The following is a 14,136-nucleotide window of genomic DNA, read 5'->3' as shown; positions in this document are numbered from 1 at the left end:
GTTCTGGCTCACTTCACTCCTCCAGAGGTCAGGCCACCGACGAGGTAGCGCTGGAACACGAGGTACAGCACGACCACCGGCACGGCGCAGATGAGGGACGCCGCCATCATCTGCCCGTAGAGCGGGACCGCGCCACCCTCTTGCGTCGCCCCGAAAACCTGCAGCGCCACAGCGGCGGTGCGGGTCTCCGGGTTGGTCAGCACGGATGCGAACAGCACGTCGTTCCAGCCGAGCAGGAACGCGAAGATGCCGGAGACGACGATGCCCGGCCAGCTGAGCGGCACCACGATGCGGGTCAGGATGCGCCACGACGACGCCCCGTCGATGCGCGCCGCCTCCTCCAGCGCCTTGGGCAGGCCACGCAGGTAGGTGACCATGACCCAGGTGGAGAACGGGAGCGCGAACGTCAGGTAGGTGATGAACACCGCCCAGCGCGTCCCGATGATCTGCACGCCGAGCAGGCTGGCGGTCGACGAGAACAGCACGAACACCGGGAGCAGCATCAGCGTTCCGGGGATCGACTGCAGGCCGAGGAGCCCGCGCAGGAAGGTCAGGCGCCCGCGGAAGTCGTAGCGGACCAGCACATACGCCGTCGCGACGGCGAGGAACGCGCAGACGATGGCGACAGCCACGCAGACGATCACGCTGTTCATCAGCCCGGTGCCCAGATCCACCGTCGACCACACCTTGAGGTAGTTGTCGAGGTGCAGCTCGGTCGGGAAGAACGCTCCCCCGGCGACCGAGACGTCGGAGTTGACCGACGCGAACAGCATGTAGAGCACGGGACCGAGCACGATCACCAGCAGCACCGTGATCACCACGACGAGCAGCGGCCGAGGGAGCAGGCGGGTGATGTCGGCCGAGGACGGCTTGACGGCGGTCATCGTTGTTCCTCTTCCCCAGAGTCGAGTTTCACGGCCCGCAGGTAGATGAACAGCGGGATCGCGATGAGCACGAGCGAGCAGATCGCCATGGCGGCGCTCAGGCCGAAGCGGAAGCTCTGGAAGCTGGTGACGTATGTGAGCACCGGCAGCACGTCCACGTCCTGAGGGGCGGGGACGCCGAACAGCACGAACGGCAGCGTGAACGCGTTGATGTTGTGCAGGAACGCGATGATCAGCGCCAGCAGGATCGGACCGCGCAGGTACGGCAGGATCACCGAGCGCAGCTTGATCCACCAGGTCGCGCCGTCGATCGCTGCCGCCTCGTGCACCTCGTGGTCCACGGATTGCAGACCGGCGAGCACGAGCAGGTAGAAGAACGGCCACGACGTCCAGATCTGCACGACGATCAGCGACCAGTAGCTGAGAGGGCCGTTGAGGAACAGCCCGGTGTGGATGCCCATCCCGCCGAGAACGGAGTCGACGACGCCGCCCGGCTGCAGCATGGTGCGCCAGAGTGTGCCGACCACGAACGCGGGCAGCACGTACGGGATGAGGAAGAGCGAGCGGACCAGCGCGCGGCCGCGGAACTTGTTCTGCGTCGCCAGGGCGGCCGCGAGGCCGATCGGCATGGTGACGACGGCCGCGATCAGCGCGAACGAGACGCTGATGCCGATGGAGCGCAGCAGCGACGACGATGTGATCGCCTCGACGTAGTTCTGCAGGCCGATGAACGGCGCCTGCAGCCAGCTCTGCAGCGTGTACTGGTCGAGGTCGAGGGAGGACATCACCGCGGCCACGATCAGCGGCACCACGATGATGATGAGCATGAGGATGCCGCCGGGCAGCAGCATCCAGAGCGGCCGGTTGCGCTCGTACTTGCGCTTGCGGCGGGGGCTCTCGGTTCGGCCGGGGCGGCCGCCCGCGGGGGTGGACCCCGCGGGCGAACCGCTCTCGTGGCCGGTCGCGCCTTCCGGCGCGGCCAGGGTGGAGTTGGACATGATCGGTCCCGGCTACTTGGCCTTGTTCAGCGAGCTCTGCGCGGCGTCCTGCGCCGTCTTGAGCTTGGCGTCGAGGTCGGAGGACGAGACGGAACCGCTCGACAGCGACGGGATGGACTGCACCACCACGTTCGTCAGCGCGAGCTGGGTGTCGCCCCACGCGCCGCTGAACGGGGTGCCGTACGCCTTGGTGCCGGCCTCCAGGATGGGGGCGATCAGCGCGTTGCCGTCTTCGATCTGCTTGGCGGCGTCTGCGTTGGTCGGCAGGTCTCCGAACGTCTTGGTGTACTTCACCTGGTTGTCGGCGCTCGTGAGCATCTTGACCAGGGCGAAGGCGAGATCCTGGTTCTTCGAGTACTTCGCCACGACCATGTTGTCGCCGGAGATGATCGTCGCGGCGGCCTTGCCGTCGCTCGGCAGCTTGGTGGCTCCCGGCGGGATGGTCGGCATCACGGCGTAGCCGTACTTGCCTGCGACGCCGGACTTGTCGAGCGAGACCTGCGACGACGACGAGACCATCGGAAGGAACGCGGCCTTGCCGTCCGCGAAGGCGGCGACGGCGTTGGCGTTCTTCCAGCCGATCGCGGCGGGGTCGACGACCTTGTCGTCCGTCATCCAGCCGAAGTACGTCTCGTACGCCTTCTTGACGGCGGCGTCGTCGATCGTGGCCTTCTTGCTCTTCAGATCCAGGATGGTGTTGCCCTGCTGCATCGACATCGCCCAGACGAACTTCCACGGGTCGAACCCGTCCGCGTATCCGATGGCCATACCGTGCACGTCGCCGCTGGTGAGCTTCTTCGCCTGCTCGGCGAGGCCGTCCCAGGTGTCGGCCGGCTTGTCGATGCCCGCCGCCTTGAGGAGGTCCTTGTTGTACGCCATCACGAACGGGCGGCTCGCGAACGGGATGCCCACCTCGTTCTTCTTGTCCGGCCCGGAGATTCCGAGGGTCGCCGGCACGAAGCGGTCACGACCGCCGACCTTGGCCCAGTCGGCGTCGCTCAGCTTGACGAAGGCGCCGGTGGAGTATGCGGTGGGGGTGAACGTGGTGCCGAGGCTGTAGACGTCAGGACCCTGCCCGCTCAGCACGGAGGTCTGGATCTTGGTCAGCTCGTCGTTCGCGGAGGCGAACGTCTCGAACTTGACCGTCGCTCCCGTCTCCTTCTCGAACTGGGAGGAGACGTCTTTGAACCACTGCTGCTGTTCGGTGGGGTACAGCCCGTTGGCTGCGATCATGACGTCGAGGGTCTTTCCCTTGCCGTCGATCTTCCCGGAGGTGGAGGAGTTGGTGCTCCCCGACGAGGAGCAGCCGCTCAGGGCCAGGCCGATGACGGCCAGCCCGGCGACCGCGCCGAGCGCGATGCGAGATCTCATTCGTGACTCTCCTTTGAGACAGGGACGTGAGTTGTCAGCACCCTCTGCTGGTGCACGGAGGATGGTTGCTGAGGACTCTAAGCACCACGGCAATGTTGCTGCAACCGATTGCCAAAAATTGCCATCGTGTGCTGAGATATCGTCATGCAACCTCTCGCCGGAGCGGGGTCGGATCGCCCAGCCACCCTCGCAGACGTGGCCGCCGTCAGTGGCGTTGCCACCTCGACGGTCTCCCGCGCGCTCTCCAATCCCGGCCGCGTGAACGCTGCGACGCGCGAGCGCATCGAGGAGGCGGCGCGCGCGCTCAACTACGTGCCGAACTCGCAGGCCAGAGCGCTCACCAGCGGCAAGACCAGGGCCATCGCCGTGCTCGTCTCGGATGTGACCAACCCGTTCTACTTCGGCATCATCCGCGGAACGCAGCAGCAGCTGAAGGCCGCCGGATACACGCAGATCCTGGTGGACACCGAGGAGTCCGACGAGCTCGAGGACGGGATGCTGCACAAGCTCCGCCGCTCGTTCGACGGCGCCATCCTCGCCGCCTCCCGGCTCACCGACCGCCGGCTCACGGTGCTGGCCAACGACATCCCGCTGGTCGCGATCAACCGGCAGACGCGGGGCGTCCCGCACATCTTCATCGACACGCCGAGCGGCATCGAGCAGGCCGTCGGCCACCTCGTCTCGCTCGGGCACACGCAGCTCTGCTACGCCTCCGGCCCGGAGACCTCCTGGTCGAACGAAGGCCGCTGGCGGGCGATGGTGCGCGCCGCCGAACGCTACGGCGTCACGGCCACCAGGCTCGGACCGTTCTCGCCCCGGCAGTACGCGGGAGCAGCGGCGGCGGACGCCGTGCTGCACGCCGGCGTCACCGCGTGCATCGCCTTCAACGACCTCCTCGCCATCGGGATGCTCGCCCGGTTCCGCGAGCGCGGCGTCGACGTCCCCGGCGACGTCAGCATCGTCGGCTGCGACGACATCTTCGGCGCCGACTTCTGCAACCCGCCGCTCACCACCCTCACCGCACCCATCGAGCAGGCCGGCCGCACGGCCGTGTCGATGCTGCTCGCCCGTCTCGACGACCAGAGCACGATCGGGATGCGCCAGGGAGCGACGCTGCCCACCCACCTCACCGTGCGGTCGTCCACCGGACCTGCGCGGGAACCGAAAGGACGCCGATGACGACGCTCGCCCCCCATCCAGACCGCCTGTTCCCGGCCGATCCTGCCGAGCGCGACCTGGCACGACGCCTGCACGCCGCCGTCGCGGATGCGCCCATCGTCTCCCCGCACGGTCACGTCCCCGCCGCGATGCTCGCCGACGACACCCCGTTCGGCGACCCGTCGGCGCTGCTGATCACGCCCGACCACTACGTGACCAGGATGCTGCACGCCGTCGGCGTCCCCCTCGACGACCTCGGGCTCTCCCGCAACGGAGCGGCCCCCACCGCATCCGGCCGGGAGATCTGGCGGAGGCTCTGCGAGAACTGGGATGCGTTCCTCGGCACGCCCGTTCGGTTCTGGTTCGAGTCGGAGTTCAGCGACGTGTTCGGCCTCACCGAGCATCCATCGGCCGCCACCGCCGACGCACTCTACGACCAGCTCGCCGAGACCCTGACGCGCCCGGAGTTCCGCCCCCGCGCACTGTTCGACCGGTTCCGTATCTCGGTGCTGGCGACCACGGACGACCCGGCGGACGACCTGGCAGCGCACCAGCGCCTCCGCGACGACCCGACCTTCACCGGCCGCGTGGTCCCCACCTTCCGCGCCGACCGCTACATGCACCCGGACGAGCCGACCTGGCGCGGACGACTGGATGCGCTGGCCGCCCGCGCAGACATCGACACCTCCACATACCCCGGCCTCCTCGCCGCGCTGCGCGCCCGCCGCCAGGCGTTCATCGCCGCCGGCGGCACCGCGACCGACACGGGCGTGATCGACGCTGGCAGCGAGCCGCTCTCCGAGGCGGAGGCGTCGCGCATCCACCGGGCGGCGCTCGACGGCAGCCTGACCGCCGCGGAGGCCGTCGCCTACCGCAGGAACATGCTCTACCGCCTGGCCGAGATGGCCGCGGAGGACGGCCTGGTGATGCAGCTGCACCCCGGCGTGATCCGCAACCACCACCGCCCGACGTTCGACGCGTACGGGCCGGACACCGGCCACGACCTGCCGGCCGTCGGTGGCTTCACGGCTCCTCTCACCCCGATCCTGCGCGACTTCGGCACCAGCTCGACGTTCCGGATCGTGCTGTTCACGGTGGACGAGACGACGTTCTCCCGCGAGATCGCGCCGCTCGCCGGGTTCTACCCGACCGTCTACGCCGGCGCTCCGTGGTGGTTCCTCGACACCCCTGCCGCCATCCTCCGCTACCGCCAGGCCATCACGGACAGCGCCGGGTTCACCAAGACCAGCGGCTTCATCGACGACACCCGCGCGTTCTGCTCCATCCCGGCCAGGCACGACATGTCCCGCCGAGTGGATGCGTCGTTCCTGTCCTCGCTCGTGGTCACGCACCAGCTCAGCGAGGAGGACGCATTCGCCATCGCGCACCGGCTGGTGGACGACATCCCGCGGGCGACGTTCCGGCTGGGCTGACCGGCTCGGCGCGCGCCCGCTCCTGCAATCTCCTCTCGCCATCGGGGAGTTATCTAGCTAAGCTAGTTAAAAGCCGATCTAGCGAGGCGATCATGTCGAAGAAGCATACGGAAGCGCTGGTCGTGGAGTACGACCGCAACGGCGATGCGAGCGAGCTGCAGCTGCGGAGGCGCCCCCTCTCGCCGCCCGGAGCCGGGGAGGTGATGGTCGAAGTCATCGCATCCGGCATCAGCCACATCGACGGCTTCATCCGGAGCGGCACGGAGACCGAGTGGGACGAGCCGTTCCCGCGGAAATCGGGGAGCGACTTCGCCGGGATCGTGGTGGAGGCCGGACCGGACACCGCCGGGTTCCCCGTCGGGTCCGAAGTGATCGGGCACGTACGGACGGGAGCGCACGCCACCTACCTGGTCGTTCCGGTCGCAGCCCTGGTCCCCAAGCCGAAGGGCGTCGGCTGGGAGGCGGCCGGCGGGCTGTACCTGTCCGGCGCGACGGCGCTGGACACCTTGGACGAACTCCGCGTCGGGCCCGGGGACGTGATCGTCATCTCGGCGGCGGCCGGAGCGGTCGGGAGCGTGGAAGCCCAGCTCGCCAAACATGCGGGCGCGCGCGTCATCGGGACCTGCGGTGACCGGAACTTCGACTACCTCCGTCAGCTCGGCATCACACCGGTGCGGTACGGACCAGACATCCAGGACCGCATCCACGAGGCGGCGCGCGGAGCGCAGGTCACCTGCTTCGTCGACAACTTCGGTCAGGACGGCCGCGACCTCGCGAACCTCCTCGGCGTCCCTGCCGCGCGCTACCGGTCGAGCGACGACCGGCGCGACACCGAGCTGCGGCTGCTCGGCGACGACCAGGAGGCGGTCGAGCACGGCACCCGCCAGCTGCAGCGGCTCGCGCAGTACGCGGCCGACCGCGCCTTCACCCTCCTCATCTCCGGGTTCTATCCGCTGGAGGCCATCGCGGACGCATACGCAGATCTGCAGCACCTGCACGCGAGAGGAAAGGTGGTGCTCGGCACGCATCCGGTGACGCGGTACACCTCCCTCAAAGCGCGCGACGTGCAGGAGTCCCGCGCGTGAGACGGTAAGCGTCGATCAGGAAGACGGGGCGTCCAGCAGGGTGAGCAGACGGGTGGTCGTGCCCCAGGTGCGCACGGTCATCCGCTTGAACACCGGCATGGCCAGGAGCCGCTGGACGCGGGTCTTGGTCGCCTGCGCCTTGACGCGCGAGAAGTAGAGGACGCCGGAGCCGGGCGTCATGATGTCGACGCCCTCCCGCAGTTCGGGAAGCTCCGCCATCACCTCGTCGGCGGTCAGTGGATGCTTGAGGAAGTAGACGTCGCTGCGCAGGTCGGCGGAGCCGTGACCGGGAGGGGCATCGGCGACGATCGCGGCCAGTTCGTCCCTCGACCGGACGATCACGGGGATGTCCGCGCCGAACCGCTCCTGCAGCATCGACTCCAGCGCCGCCTCGATGGCAGGCCCACCAGACGCGGCGCTCACGTCGGTCGAGAACAGCACGTTGCCGCTCTGGATGTGCGTGCGCACGTCCTCGTATCCGGCCTCGCGGAAGCTCGCGGCGAGCGCATCCATCGCGACCGGGTTCGTGCCGCCGACGTTGATCCCGCGGAGCAGTGCGACGTATCCGGGCATGTGGTCATGATGGCACCGGCGCGGCCGTCGCGGCGAGCTCTTCCAGGTAATCGCGCCAGGTGCGCCCTCCGCGCAGCGCGCCGTCGCCCGCCAGGTTCTCGCCTGCCCGGTATGCGCGACCGACCGCCCCGGGGATGCGGATGGGCAGGCGCGCCCGGGTCTTCCGGCCGTTCGCCGCGGTGTACGCCTCCGCCAGCTGCCGGATGTCGAGCACCTCCGGTCCCACGATGTCGGCGACGCGTCCGGCAGGCTCTGCGAGCGCGAGTTCGGCGAGGCGGCCGGCGACCGCGTCGACGTCGACCGGCTCGAACCGCAGGCCGCCGGGGGAAGGGAGCAGCGGCAGCTTCGCCATCCCGCGCACCACGGGCAGCACGAAGTCGTGCAGCTGCGCCGCGCGCAGCACCGTCCACGGCACGCCGGAGCCGGCGATGATCCGCTCGGCTTCCGCCTTGGCGCGGAAGTATCCGATCGGCATCCGGTCGGCGCCGACCACCGAAATGAGGAGCAGGTGCCGCACTCCCGCATCCCGGGCCGCGGCCGCCACGTTGCGCGCTGCGACGTCGTCGCCCTTCGCCCCTCCGGCGAGGTGCAGCACCACCTCGACGCCGTCGAACGCCGCGGCGAGTCCGGCGCCGCCGACGGTGTCCGCTTCGACATGCTGGACTCCTGGCTCGCCGGTGCGCGGGTGGCGGGAGAGCACCCGCACCCCGTGTCCGGCGGCGTTGAGCAGGGGGACGACGCGGCTGCCGATGGTGCCGGTGCCGCCCGTCACGAGCAGGGGAGCATTCATGGTTGTCTGCCTTTCATGTCACATCCGAGGGCGATCCCTCGTCGACATACCGACGATCACGACCGAGGAGATGTGACATGACCGACCAGAAATTCCTGGCGAGGCGATTCGAGACGGAGCGGCGGCGGCTGAAGGCCATCGCTATCCGCCTGCTCGGCTCCGACGCAGACGCCGACGATGCCGTGCAGGAGACCTGGCTCAGACTCGCACGCGCGGACGTCGCAGGCATCGACAATCTGGATGCTTGGCTGACCACGGTGGTCTCCCGGGTGAGCCTCGACATGCTGCGCGCCCCGCGCCGCCTGCGCGAACGCTCCTGGCAGGTCGAACCGTGGCGGGACGAGCCCGTCGCCGTCGAGCTCGACCCCGCGGAGCTGGCGGAGGAGAGCGACCGCATAAGCACCGCACTGCTGGTCCTGCTGGAAACGCTGTCGCCCGCCGAGCGCATCGCCCTGGTGCTGCACGACGTCTTCGGCCAGTCGTTCGACGAGATCGCGACGGTGCTCGACAAGACGCCCGCCGCCGCGAGACAGCTCGCCTCCCGGGCACGGCGCCGGGTGCGCGGTGCGGAGGAGCCTGCGCATCCGGAACGCGGGCGTACGCGGCAGGTGGTGGATGCGTGGCTCACGGCCGCCAGCACCGGCGACCTCACCGCGCTGCTCTCCCTGCTCGACACGGGAGCGGTGCTCCGCGCCGACTACGGAACCAGCACGCAGCTCGTCGAGGGCGCGCAGTCCATCGCGGAGCAGGCCGTGCTCTCCGGCCGCCTCGCCGCGCACTCCACGCCGATCGTGATCGGCGGCCGCCCGGGCGTCGCCGCCGTGCTGAACGGCGTGGTCGCCTCGATCATGGCGTTCGACATCGTCGGGGACCGCATCGTCGGCCTCGACGTGCTGGCCGACCCCGCCCGCCTGGCGGAACTGGATGTGCTGGGCGCGCTCGGCGGCTGAGCGGGCCGGCGTAGCGGGCGAGACCGCTGACACACGGTCTCGCCCGGTCTACAGTTGCCTCATGAAACGCAGTTGGCCGTTCGTCGTGCCCGGCGCGATCCTGGGCATCGTCGGACTGGTGTGGACACTGCAGGGGCTCAACGTGCTGCGCGGTTCGGCGATGAGCGGGTCGCCACTCTGGGGAACCGTCGGCCCGATCCTGCTGGTCGTGGGGCTGGCCCTGATCGTGTTCGGCCTCGTCCGTCGCCGCCGGGCGCGGTGACCGATCCTGGCCCGTCAGCGGAAAAGTGTGACCGGTCGCGGGATGCGGCCGATAGTTCCCGGTATGCGCACAGCGATCGGGATCCTCCTCGGAGCCGTCGTCGCTGCGGCCGCGCTGGCGACGACACTCGCGACACCGTCGGCGCCCCGCGCGGCCACGGCGTCGGCGGCATCGGCCTCTCCGTCTCCCACCGCTGCGCCGACGCCGTCTCCCTCCCCGTCCGCCGCAGCCGCTGCGTTCGGGAAGCGGCTCTACCTCGACCCGTACAGCGACGCCCGCCGGGTGGCCGATCGGTTGACCGCATCCGGCGATACCGCCACCGCCGCCATGATCGAGCAGATCGCGAGCCAGCCGACGGCCGTCTGGCTGGGTGAGTGGTACAGCCCGGCCATGCTGGACACCGTGATCCAGCGGCATCTGAAGGCCGCAGCCGCGCAGGGGGCGACCCCGGTGTTCGTCACGTACGCCGTGCCCGACCGCGACTGCGGGGGCTACTCCGCAGGTGGCCTCACGCCTGCAACCTATCTCGACTGGAACCGCCGGGTTGCGGCAGCGCTCAGCGGAAGCAGGGCGGTCGTCCTGATCGAGCCGGACTCACTCTCCATGCTGCCGAGCGCGAAATGCGCCGGGGTCGCCGACGTGAGGCTGCCCCTCATCCGTTCGGCTGTCGGGATTCTGGCCGCCGCCGGGCTGAGCACCTACTTGGACGGCGGAAACGCCCGCTGGCTGACCCCGGATGTGCAGGCGGGATACCTCACCTCGGCCGGCATCGCGCGGGCGACCGGCTTCTTCACGAACGTCTCCAATTTCGACACGACGCAGTCCGAGCGCACGTATGCGGGCAAACTGTCGTCGAGGGTCGGCTGGAAGCACTTCGTCATCGACGTCTCCCGGAACGGCAACGGCTGGACGGGCGGCTGGTGCAACCCTCCGGGCGCAGCCCTCGGCCAGAACCCGCAGATCACGCAATCCCCGACGTCCAAGCTCGACGCCCTGCTCTGGGTGAAACATCCGGGCACGAGCGACGGCCAGTGCAACGGCGGCCCGGCGGCTGGCGCCTGGTTCGAGAGCGGCGCGGAGGCGTTGGTGCGCGGCCGCGGTCAGTGACCGGTCGAAGCGTCCGATAGCACAGACGCGAGCCGCTTCTACTTCCGGTTCTCCGCCGCGATCCACGCGATGTCCGGGTGTGCAGTGTCCAGGGCGAGGAAGGCGGGGATGCCCGCACCGGGGTCAGCGGCGACCGCGACGCTCCAGCAGTAGCCGAGCGCCTGTCGCAGGGTCCGCGCATCCGGTTGCTTGCGGCGGTCGTCCGGCAAGGAGGCGAGGCGGGCCGTAGCGGTGCGGCAGGCGTCGACGGCGGCGGCCGCAGCCTCCGGTGCGCGCAACAGCCTCGGCTCACACAGCGCGGCGACCGCTGCGCGCTGCACCAGCGGGTCGCCGTCCTCCACCCACCGCCGCACGATCGCGATCAGCTCCGGCAGCGCCCGGTCGCCCAGGTGCTGCAGGCCGATCGCGACCCCCTCGCGCACCCGCCACCGCTCGTCCGCCGCCAGCTCGCGCGCCGCCTTCTCGTCGGCCGGGTCGTCTGCCCGCGCTCCCAGCGCGGCGGCCGCGCACATCACCGGATACTCGCCGCCGGACGCGAGGAGCACCTCCACCGCCTCCCGGTCGGCGACCTTCGCCACCGCATCCGCCAGCGGAAGGTTGGCGCGGGGACCGGGAAGACCCGAATGCTCCTCGAGGTATCGGGGCCATTCCGGCTTCCCGAGTTCCTGCAGCTCCCCCACCCAATCCTCAGCGCGCATGGCCAGAGCATAGCGGTGGGGGTCTCTCAGCCGAGCGCCGCCCGTAGTTCAGCGGCTGTCGCCTGCGCGCCCGTCCCTCCGCGCCCGCGCACGGACAGCGATCCGGCGGCAGCGGCCCAGCGCAGTCGCTCCTCCTCGGTCGCAACGCCAGTGAGCATGGCCGCGAGGTAGCCGGCGTCGAAGCTGTCGCCCGCCCCCGTCGTGTCGGAGACCTCCACCACGAGTCCGGGAGCGGTCGCGGACTCCTCGCCGTCGTCGAACGCGATCCCGCCGTCCGCTCCGGCCTTCACCACCACCCGGCAGCCGAGCGCGGACAGCCCGGAGGCCGCGACGCCCAGGTCGGTGACCGGATGCCCGAGCACGGCCGAGCCGATCGCGAGCGCCTCCTCTCGGTTGGGCAGGAACACTGCGACGCGGCTGAGCACGTCCGCGAGGCCGTTCCAGTCCTCCGCCGGGTCCCAGTTCGTGTCGATGCTGGCCGTGATGCCCTGCGCCGCGAGGTCGTCGAGCAGGGCAGGCAGCTGGGCGGCGAGGCCCGGCTGCAGGAAGTACGACGCGATGTGCACGTGGCGCGGGCGCAGCGTGGCGACCGCGGCGAGGACCGCCTCCGGAGTGAGCGACGGGATGGTGCCTGGCAGCGTCAGGATCGCCCGGTCGCCCGGCTCGGAGAGCACGACGGACAGCCCGGTCGGCACGGCGGGATCCGTCGCGACAGCCGTGTCGTCCACGCCGGCCTCGCGCAGCCGGTCGCGCACGAACGCGCCGAACTGGTCGTCGCCGACCACCGCGGCGAGCGCCGTGCGCATCCCGAGTCTCGCCAGCCCGCAGGCCACGATCGCCGCGCTGCCGCCGAGCAGCAGGTCGGCGGAGTCGAGCAGCTGCTCCGCCTGGCCGAAGCGGGGGACGGTGTCGCCGGTGAGCAGCAGGTCGGGGTTGGCGTCCCCCACCACGAGCACATCGACCGGTGGATACCCGGCGCTCACCCTTTCAGCCCGGAGAACGTCATGGTCGCGATGAACTGCCGCTGCGCGAACAGGAAGAACAGGATCAGCGGCAGCGTGGCGATCACGTTGCCCGCCATGATCAGGCTCCAGTCCGTCTGGTGTGCTCCCTGGAAGTTCGCGATGCCCAGCTGCAGGGTGAACGACGACTGGTTGTTGATCGCGATGAGCGGCCAGACCAGGTCGTTCCAGGCGCCCAGCAGGGTGAAGATCGCGAGCGTGGCGAGCGCTGGACGGGCGAGCGGCAGCACGATCCTGAAGAAGATCTGCCAGCGGTTGCAGCCGTCGATGGCTCCCGCCTCCTCCAGCTCCGCGGGCAGGCTGAGGAAGAACTGCCGCATCAGGAAGATCCCGAACGCGGTCGCCAGCCACGGCACGATCGCCGCGCCGAGCCCGTTCAGGAGCCCGAGCTTGGCGAACAGGATGTACGTGGGGATCATCAGCAGCTGTGTCGGGATCATGATGGTCGCGAGGATCATCAGGAAGCCGAAGTTGCGCCCGGCGAACTTCAGCCGGGCGAAGCCGTATCCCGCCAGCGAGCAGAGCACGATGTTGGAGACGATCGCGGTCGCGGACACGATCACGGTGTTGCCGAGCCAGAGCAGGATGTCCGTCTGGCCGAACAGCTTCACGTAGCCGTCGATGGTGAAGTGCGACGGCACGAACGGCGGAGGGAACGCCACCAGCTCCTTGGCCGGGGAGAACGACGCGAGCGCCATCTGCAGGAACGGCACCAGGAACAGGATCGCGATCGGGAACAGCACGAAGTGCCACCCGCTCATCTTCGTGCGCTTGCCTGCGCCGCGCGTGGTGTCCCTCGCCACCTGGTCGGAGGCCTGGGAGACCTCGTCGAGAATCGTCGCCATCAGAACGCCTCCGAACCGCGGCGCCGCTGGAAGATCACGACGCCGATCGTGATGAGCAGGGTGGCCGCGAACAGCACGTACGCGGCGGCCGAGCCGTAGCCGAACTGCAGGGCGTGGAACGCCTTGTCGTAGAGGAAGTAGACGATCGTCCTCGTCGCATCCAGCGGCCCGCCGCGCGTGGTGGTGTACACCAGGTCGAACAGCTGGATGGCCTGGATGGTCTGCCAGATGCAGACGAACACCGTCACGGGGGCCAGCTGCGGCCAGACGATGCGCCAGAACGTCTGCCACGGGTTCGCGCCGTCGATGCGCGCCGCCTCGATGAGGTCGGCAGGCACATCCTGCAGCGCGGCCAGGTAGATCACGGTGGTGAACGCCGCGGAGCCCCAGAGCGACATGATCGCGATCACGAGCATCGCCTGGTGCGGGTCGTCGAGCCAGCCCTGCTGCGGCAGGTGCAGCACCCTCAGGATGTTGTTGACCAGTCCGAACTGCGGGCTGAACAGGTAGGTGGAGAGGATGCCGGTGGACGCCGCCGATGCGACGAACGGGACGAAGATCGCGGTGCGGTAGAACCCCATCCACCGGATTCGGCGGTTGAGCGCGACGGCGAGGAACAGGCCGAGCAGCACCGAGGCCGGCACGAACAGCAGCGTGAAGCCGAGCGTGTTGAGGACGGAGTTGCCGAAGTCGGCGTCCGTCACCAGGTTCGCGTAGTTCTCGCCGCCGACCCAGGTGGCCTCGCTGAAGCCGTCCCAGCTCTGGAAGGACAGGACGAACGCCCACAGCGCCGGGAAGATCGAGAGGCCGAGGATGATGATCGTCGCGGGGGCGACGAACCCCCAGCCGGTCAGCGAGGCGGTGAATCCAGGGCGCTTGGCCCGGCGCGGCCGGGTCGCGTCGGAGGACGCGCCCGGCCGGCCGAGCGTTCGTGCGGTGCTGTCTGTCATGAACGAGACC

Annotated in this window: 15 protein-coding genes; 6 read left to right on the top strand and 9 right to left on the bottom strand. The window is 69.7% G+C overall.

Annotated elements, in window-relative coordinates:
* Positions 1–8: 8 nt before the first annotated feature.
* The 3 genes from ACN6M5_RS15540 to ACN6M5_RS15530 are packed head-to-tail and all read right to left on the bottom strand — an operon-like array spanning position 9 to position 3,253.
* Positions 9–884, bottom strand: a complete 876-nt coding sequence (locus tag ACN6M5_RS15540) for a carbohydrate ABC transporter permease (protein ID WP_434951178.1) — start codon at positions 882–884, stop codon at positions 9–11.
* Complete coding sequence (locus ACN6M5_RS15535; RefSeq protein WP_085369902.1) at positions 881–1,882, bottom strand: carbohydrate ABC transporter permease; 1,002 nt, start codon at positions 1,880–1,882, stop codon at positions 881–883. Before ACN6M5_RS15535 ends, ACN6M5_RS15540 begins: the two co-directional genes overlap by 4 nt.
* Positions 1,883–1,894: 12 nt before the next feature.
* Complete coding sequence (locus ACN6M5_RS15530) at positions 1,895–3,253, bottom strand: ABC transporter substrate-binding protein (protein ID WP_434951176.1); 1,359 nt, start codon at positions 3,251–3,253, stop codon at positions 1,895–1,897.
* A gap of 144 nt (positions 3,254–3,397) precedes the next feature.
* On the opposite strand from ACN6M5_RS15530, the gene ACN6M5_RS15525 reads away from it, so the two are divergent.
* From ACN6M5_RS15525 to ACN6M5_RS15515, 3 genes are all read left to right on the top strand, one after another.
* Positions 3,398–4,432: a LacI family DNA-binding transcriptional regulator gene (locus ACN6M5_RS15525; protein WP_085369904.1), complete on the top strand. Its 1,035-nt coding sequence runs from the start codon at positions 3,398–3,400 to the stop codon at positions 4,430–4,432.
* On the top strand, positions 4,429–5,844 hold the full coding sequence (uxaC, locus tag ACN6M5_RS15520; RefSeq protein WP_434951173.1) for a glucuronate isomerase: 1,416 nt from the start codon (positions 4,429–4,431) through the stop codon (positions 5,842–5,844). The genes ACN6M5_RS15525 and uxaC overlap by 4 nt, the downstream gene beginning before the upstream one ends.
* Positions 5,845–5,936: 92 nt before the next feature.
* Positions 5,937–6,929 carry an NADP-dependent oxidoreductase gene (locus ACN6M5_RS15515; protein ID WP_434951171.1) on the top strand — a complete coding sequence of 331 codons (993 nt, stop codon included), beginning with the start codon at positions 5,937–5,939 and terminating at the stop codon, positions 6,927–6,929.
* A gap of 15 nt (positions 6,930–6,944) precedes the next feature.
* Here ACN6M5_RS15515 and ACN6M5_RS15510 read toward each other — a convergent pair whose 3' ends face one another.
* Positions 6,945–7,502: a DUF1697 domain-containing protein gene (locus ACN6M5_RS15510; protein ID WP_434951169.1), complete on the bottom strand. Its 558-nt coding sequence runs from the start codon at positions 7,500–7,502 to the stop codon at positions 6,945–6,947.
* 4 nt (positions 7,503–7,506) lie between these two features.
* On the bottom strand, positions 7,507–8,292 hold the full coding sequence (locus ACN6M5_RS15505) for an SDR family oxidoreductase (RefSeq protein WP_434951167.1): 786 nt from the start codon (positions 8,290–8,292) through the stop codon (positions 7,507–7,509).
* 77 nt (positions 8,293–8,369) lie between these two features.
* On the opposite strand from ACN6M5_RS15505, the gene ACN6M5_RS15500 reads away from it, so the two are divergent.
* The 3 genes from ACN6M5_RS15500 (at position 8,370) to ACN6M5_RS15490 (ending at position 10,611) form a co-directional block, all read left to right on the top strand.
* A complete protein-coding gene (locus tag ACN6M5_RS15500) occupies positions 8,370–9,242 on the top strand; it encodes a sigma-70 family RNA polymerase sigma factor (RefSeq protein WP_434951165.1) in 873 nt (290 codons plus the stop codon).
* Between the two features lie 61 nt (positions 9,243–9,303).
* Entirely contained in the window at positions 9,304–9,504 is a 201-nt protein-coding gene (locus tag ACN6M5_RS15495) for a hypothetical protein (RefSeq protein WP_085369910.1), read from the top strand.
* Between the two features lie 63 nt (positions 9,505–9,567).
* Positions 9,568–10,611 (top strand): glycoside hydrolase family 6 protein, encoded by a 1,044-nt coding sequence (locus tag ACN6M5_RS15490; RefSeq protein WP_434951163.1) that lies wholly within the window; start codon positions 9,568–9,570, stop codon positions 10,609–10,611.
* Between the two features lie 38 nt (positions 10,612–10,649).
* Here ACN6M5_RS15490 and ACN6M5_RS15485 read toward each other — a convergent pair whose 3' ends face one another.
* The 4 genes from ACN6M5_RS15485 to ACN6M5_RS15470 are packed head-to-tail and all read right to left on the bottom strand — an operon-like array spanning position 10,650 to position 14,126.
* Positions 10,650–11,309, bottom strand: a complete 660-nt coding sequence (locus tag ACN6M5_RS15485; protein ID WP_434951161.1) for a HEAT repeat domain-containing protein — start codon at positions 11,307–11,309, stop codon at positions 10,650–10,652.
* Between the two features lie 26 nt (positions 11,310–11,335).
* Positions 11,336–12,292 (bottom strand): carbohydrate kinase family protein, encoded by a 957-nt coding sequence (locus ACN6M5_RS15480; protein WP_434951159.1) that lies wholly within the window; start codon positions 12,290–12,292, stop codon positions 11,336–11,338.
* The gene (locus tag ACN6M5_RS15475; RefSeq protein WP_085369914.1) at positions 12,289–13,176 is read right to left on the bottom strand and encodes a carbohydrate ABC transporter permease; all 888 of its coding nucleotides are present in this window, start codon (positions 13,174–13,176) and stop codon (positions 12,289–12,291) included. The genes ACN6M5_RS15480 and ACN6M5_RS15475 overlap by 4 nt, the downstream gene beginning before the upstream one ends.
* Positions 13,176–14,126: a carbohydrate ABC transporter permease gene (locus ACN6M5_RS15470; RefSeq protein ID WP_434951156.1), complete on the bottom strand. Its 951-nt coding sequence runs from the start codon at positions 14,124–14,126 to the stop codon at positions 13,176–13,178. The genes ACN6M5_RS15475 and ACN6M5_RS15470 overlap by 1 nt, the downstream gene beginning before the upstream one ends.
* Positions 14,127–14,136: the final 10 nt, after the last annotated feature.

The sequence above is a fragment of the Leifsonia araucanica genome, from assembly GCF_051161895.1.
Classification (GTDB): Bacteria; Actinomycetota; Actinomycetes; order Actinomycetales; family Microbacteriaceae; genus Leifsonia.
The sequence above is the reverse complement of the archived record's forward strand: the minus strand, read 5'-3'. Positions and strand labels throughout refer to the sequence as shown.

What these genes read in the sequence shown, in the direction of transcription:
- ACN6M5_RS15540 (WP_434951178.1), bottom strand. Translation starts at nt 884, where the DNA reads ATGACCGCCGTCAAGCCGTCCTCGGCCGACATCACCCGCCTGCTCCCT.
- ACN6M5_RS15535 (WP_085369902.1), bottom strand. Translation starts at nt 1,882, where the DNA reads ATGTCCAACTCCACCCTGGCCGCGCCGGAAGGCGCGACCGGCCACGAG.
- ACN6M5_RS15530 (WP_434951176.1), bottom strand. Translation starts at nt 3,253, where the DNA reads ATGAGATCTCGCATCGCGCTCGGCGCGGTCGCCGGGCTGGCCGTCATC.
- ACN6M5_RS15525 (WP_085369904.1), top strand. Translation starts at nt 3,398, where the DNA reads ATGCAACCTCTCGCCGGAGCGGGGTCGGATCGCCCAGCCACCCTCGCA.
- uxaC (WP_434951173.1), top strand. Translation starts at nt 4,429, where the DNA reads ATGACGACGCTCGCCCCCCATCCAGACCGCCTGTTCCCGGCCGATCCT.
- ACN6M5_RS15515 (WP_434951171.1), top strand. Translation starts at nt 5,937, where the DNA reads ATGTCGAAGAAGCATACGGAAGCGCTGGTCGTGGAGTACGACCGCAAC.
- ACN6M5_RS15510 (WP_434951169.1), bottom strand. Translation starts at nt 7,502, where the DNA reads ATGCCCGGATACGTCGCACTGCTCCGCGGGATCAACGTCGGCGGCACG.
- ACN6M5_RS15505 (WP_434951167.1), bottom strand. Translation starts at nt 8,292, where the DNA reads ATGAATGCTCCCCTGCTCGTGACGGGCGGCACCGGCACCATCGGCAGC.
- ACN6M5_RS15500 (WP_434951165.1), top strand. Translation starts at nt 8,370, where the DNA reads ATGACCGACCAGAAATTCCTGGCGAGGCGATTCGAGACGGAGCGGCGG.
- ACN6M5_RS15495 (WP_085369910.1), top strand. Translation starts at nt 9,304, where the DNA reads ATGAAACGCAGTTGGCCGTTCGTCGTGCCCGGCGCGATCCTGGGCATC.
- ACN6M5_RS15490 (WP_434951163.1), top strand. Translation starts at nt 9,568, where the DNA reads ATGCGCACAGCGATCGGGATCCTCCTCGGAGCCGTCGTCGCTGCGGCC.
- ACN6M5_RS15485 (WP_434951161.1), bottom strand. Translation starts at nt 11,309, where the DNA reads ATGCGCGCTGAGGATTGGGTGGGGGAGCTGCAGGAACTCGGGAAGCCG.
- ACN6M5_RS15475 (WP_085369914.1), bottom strand. Translation starts at nt 13,176, where the DNA reads ATGGCGACGATTCTCGACGAGGTCTCCCAGGCCTCCGACCAGGTGGCG.
- ACN6M5_RS15470 (WP_434951156.1), bottom strand. Translation starts at nt 14,126, where the DNA reads ATGACAGACAGCACCGCACGAACGCTCGGCCGGCCGGGCGCGTCCTCC.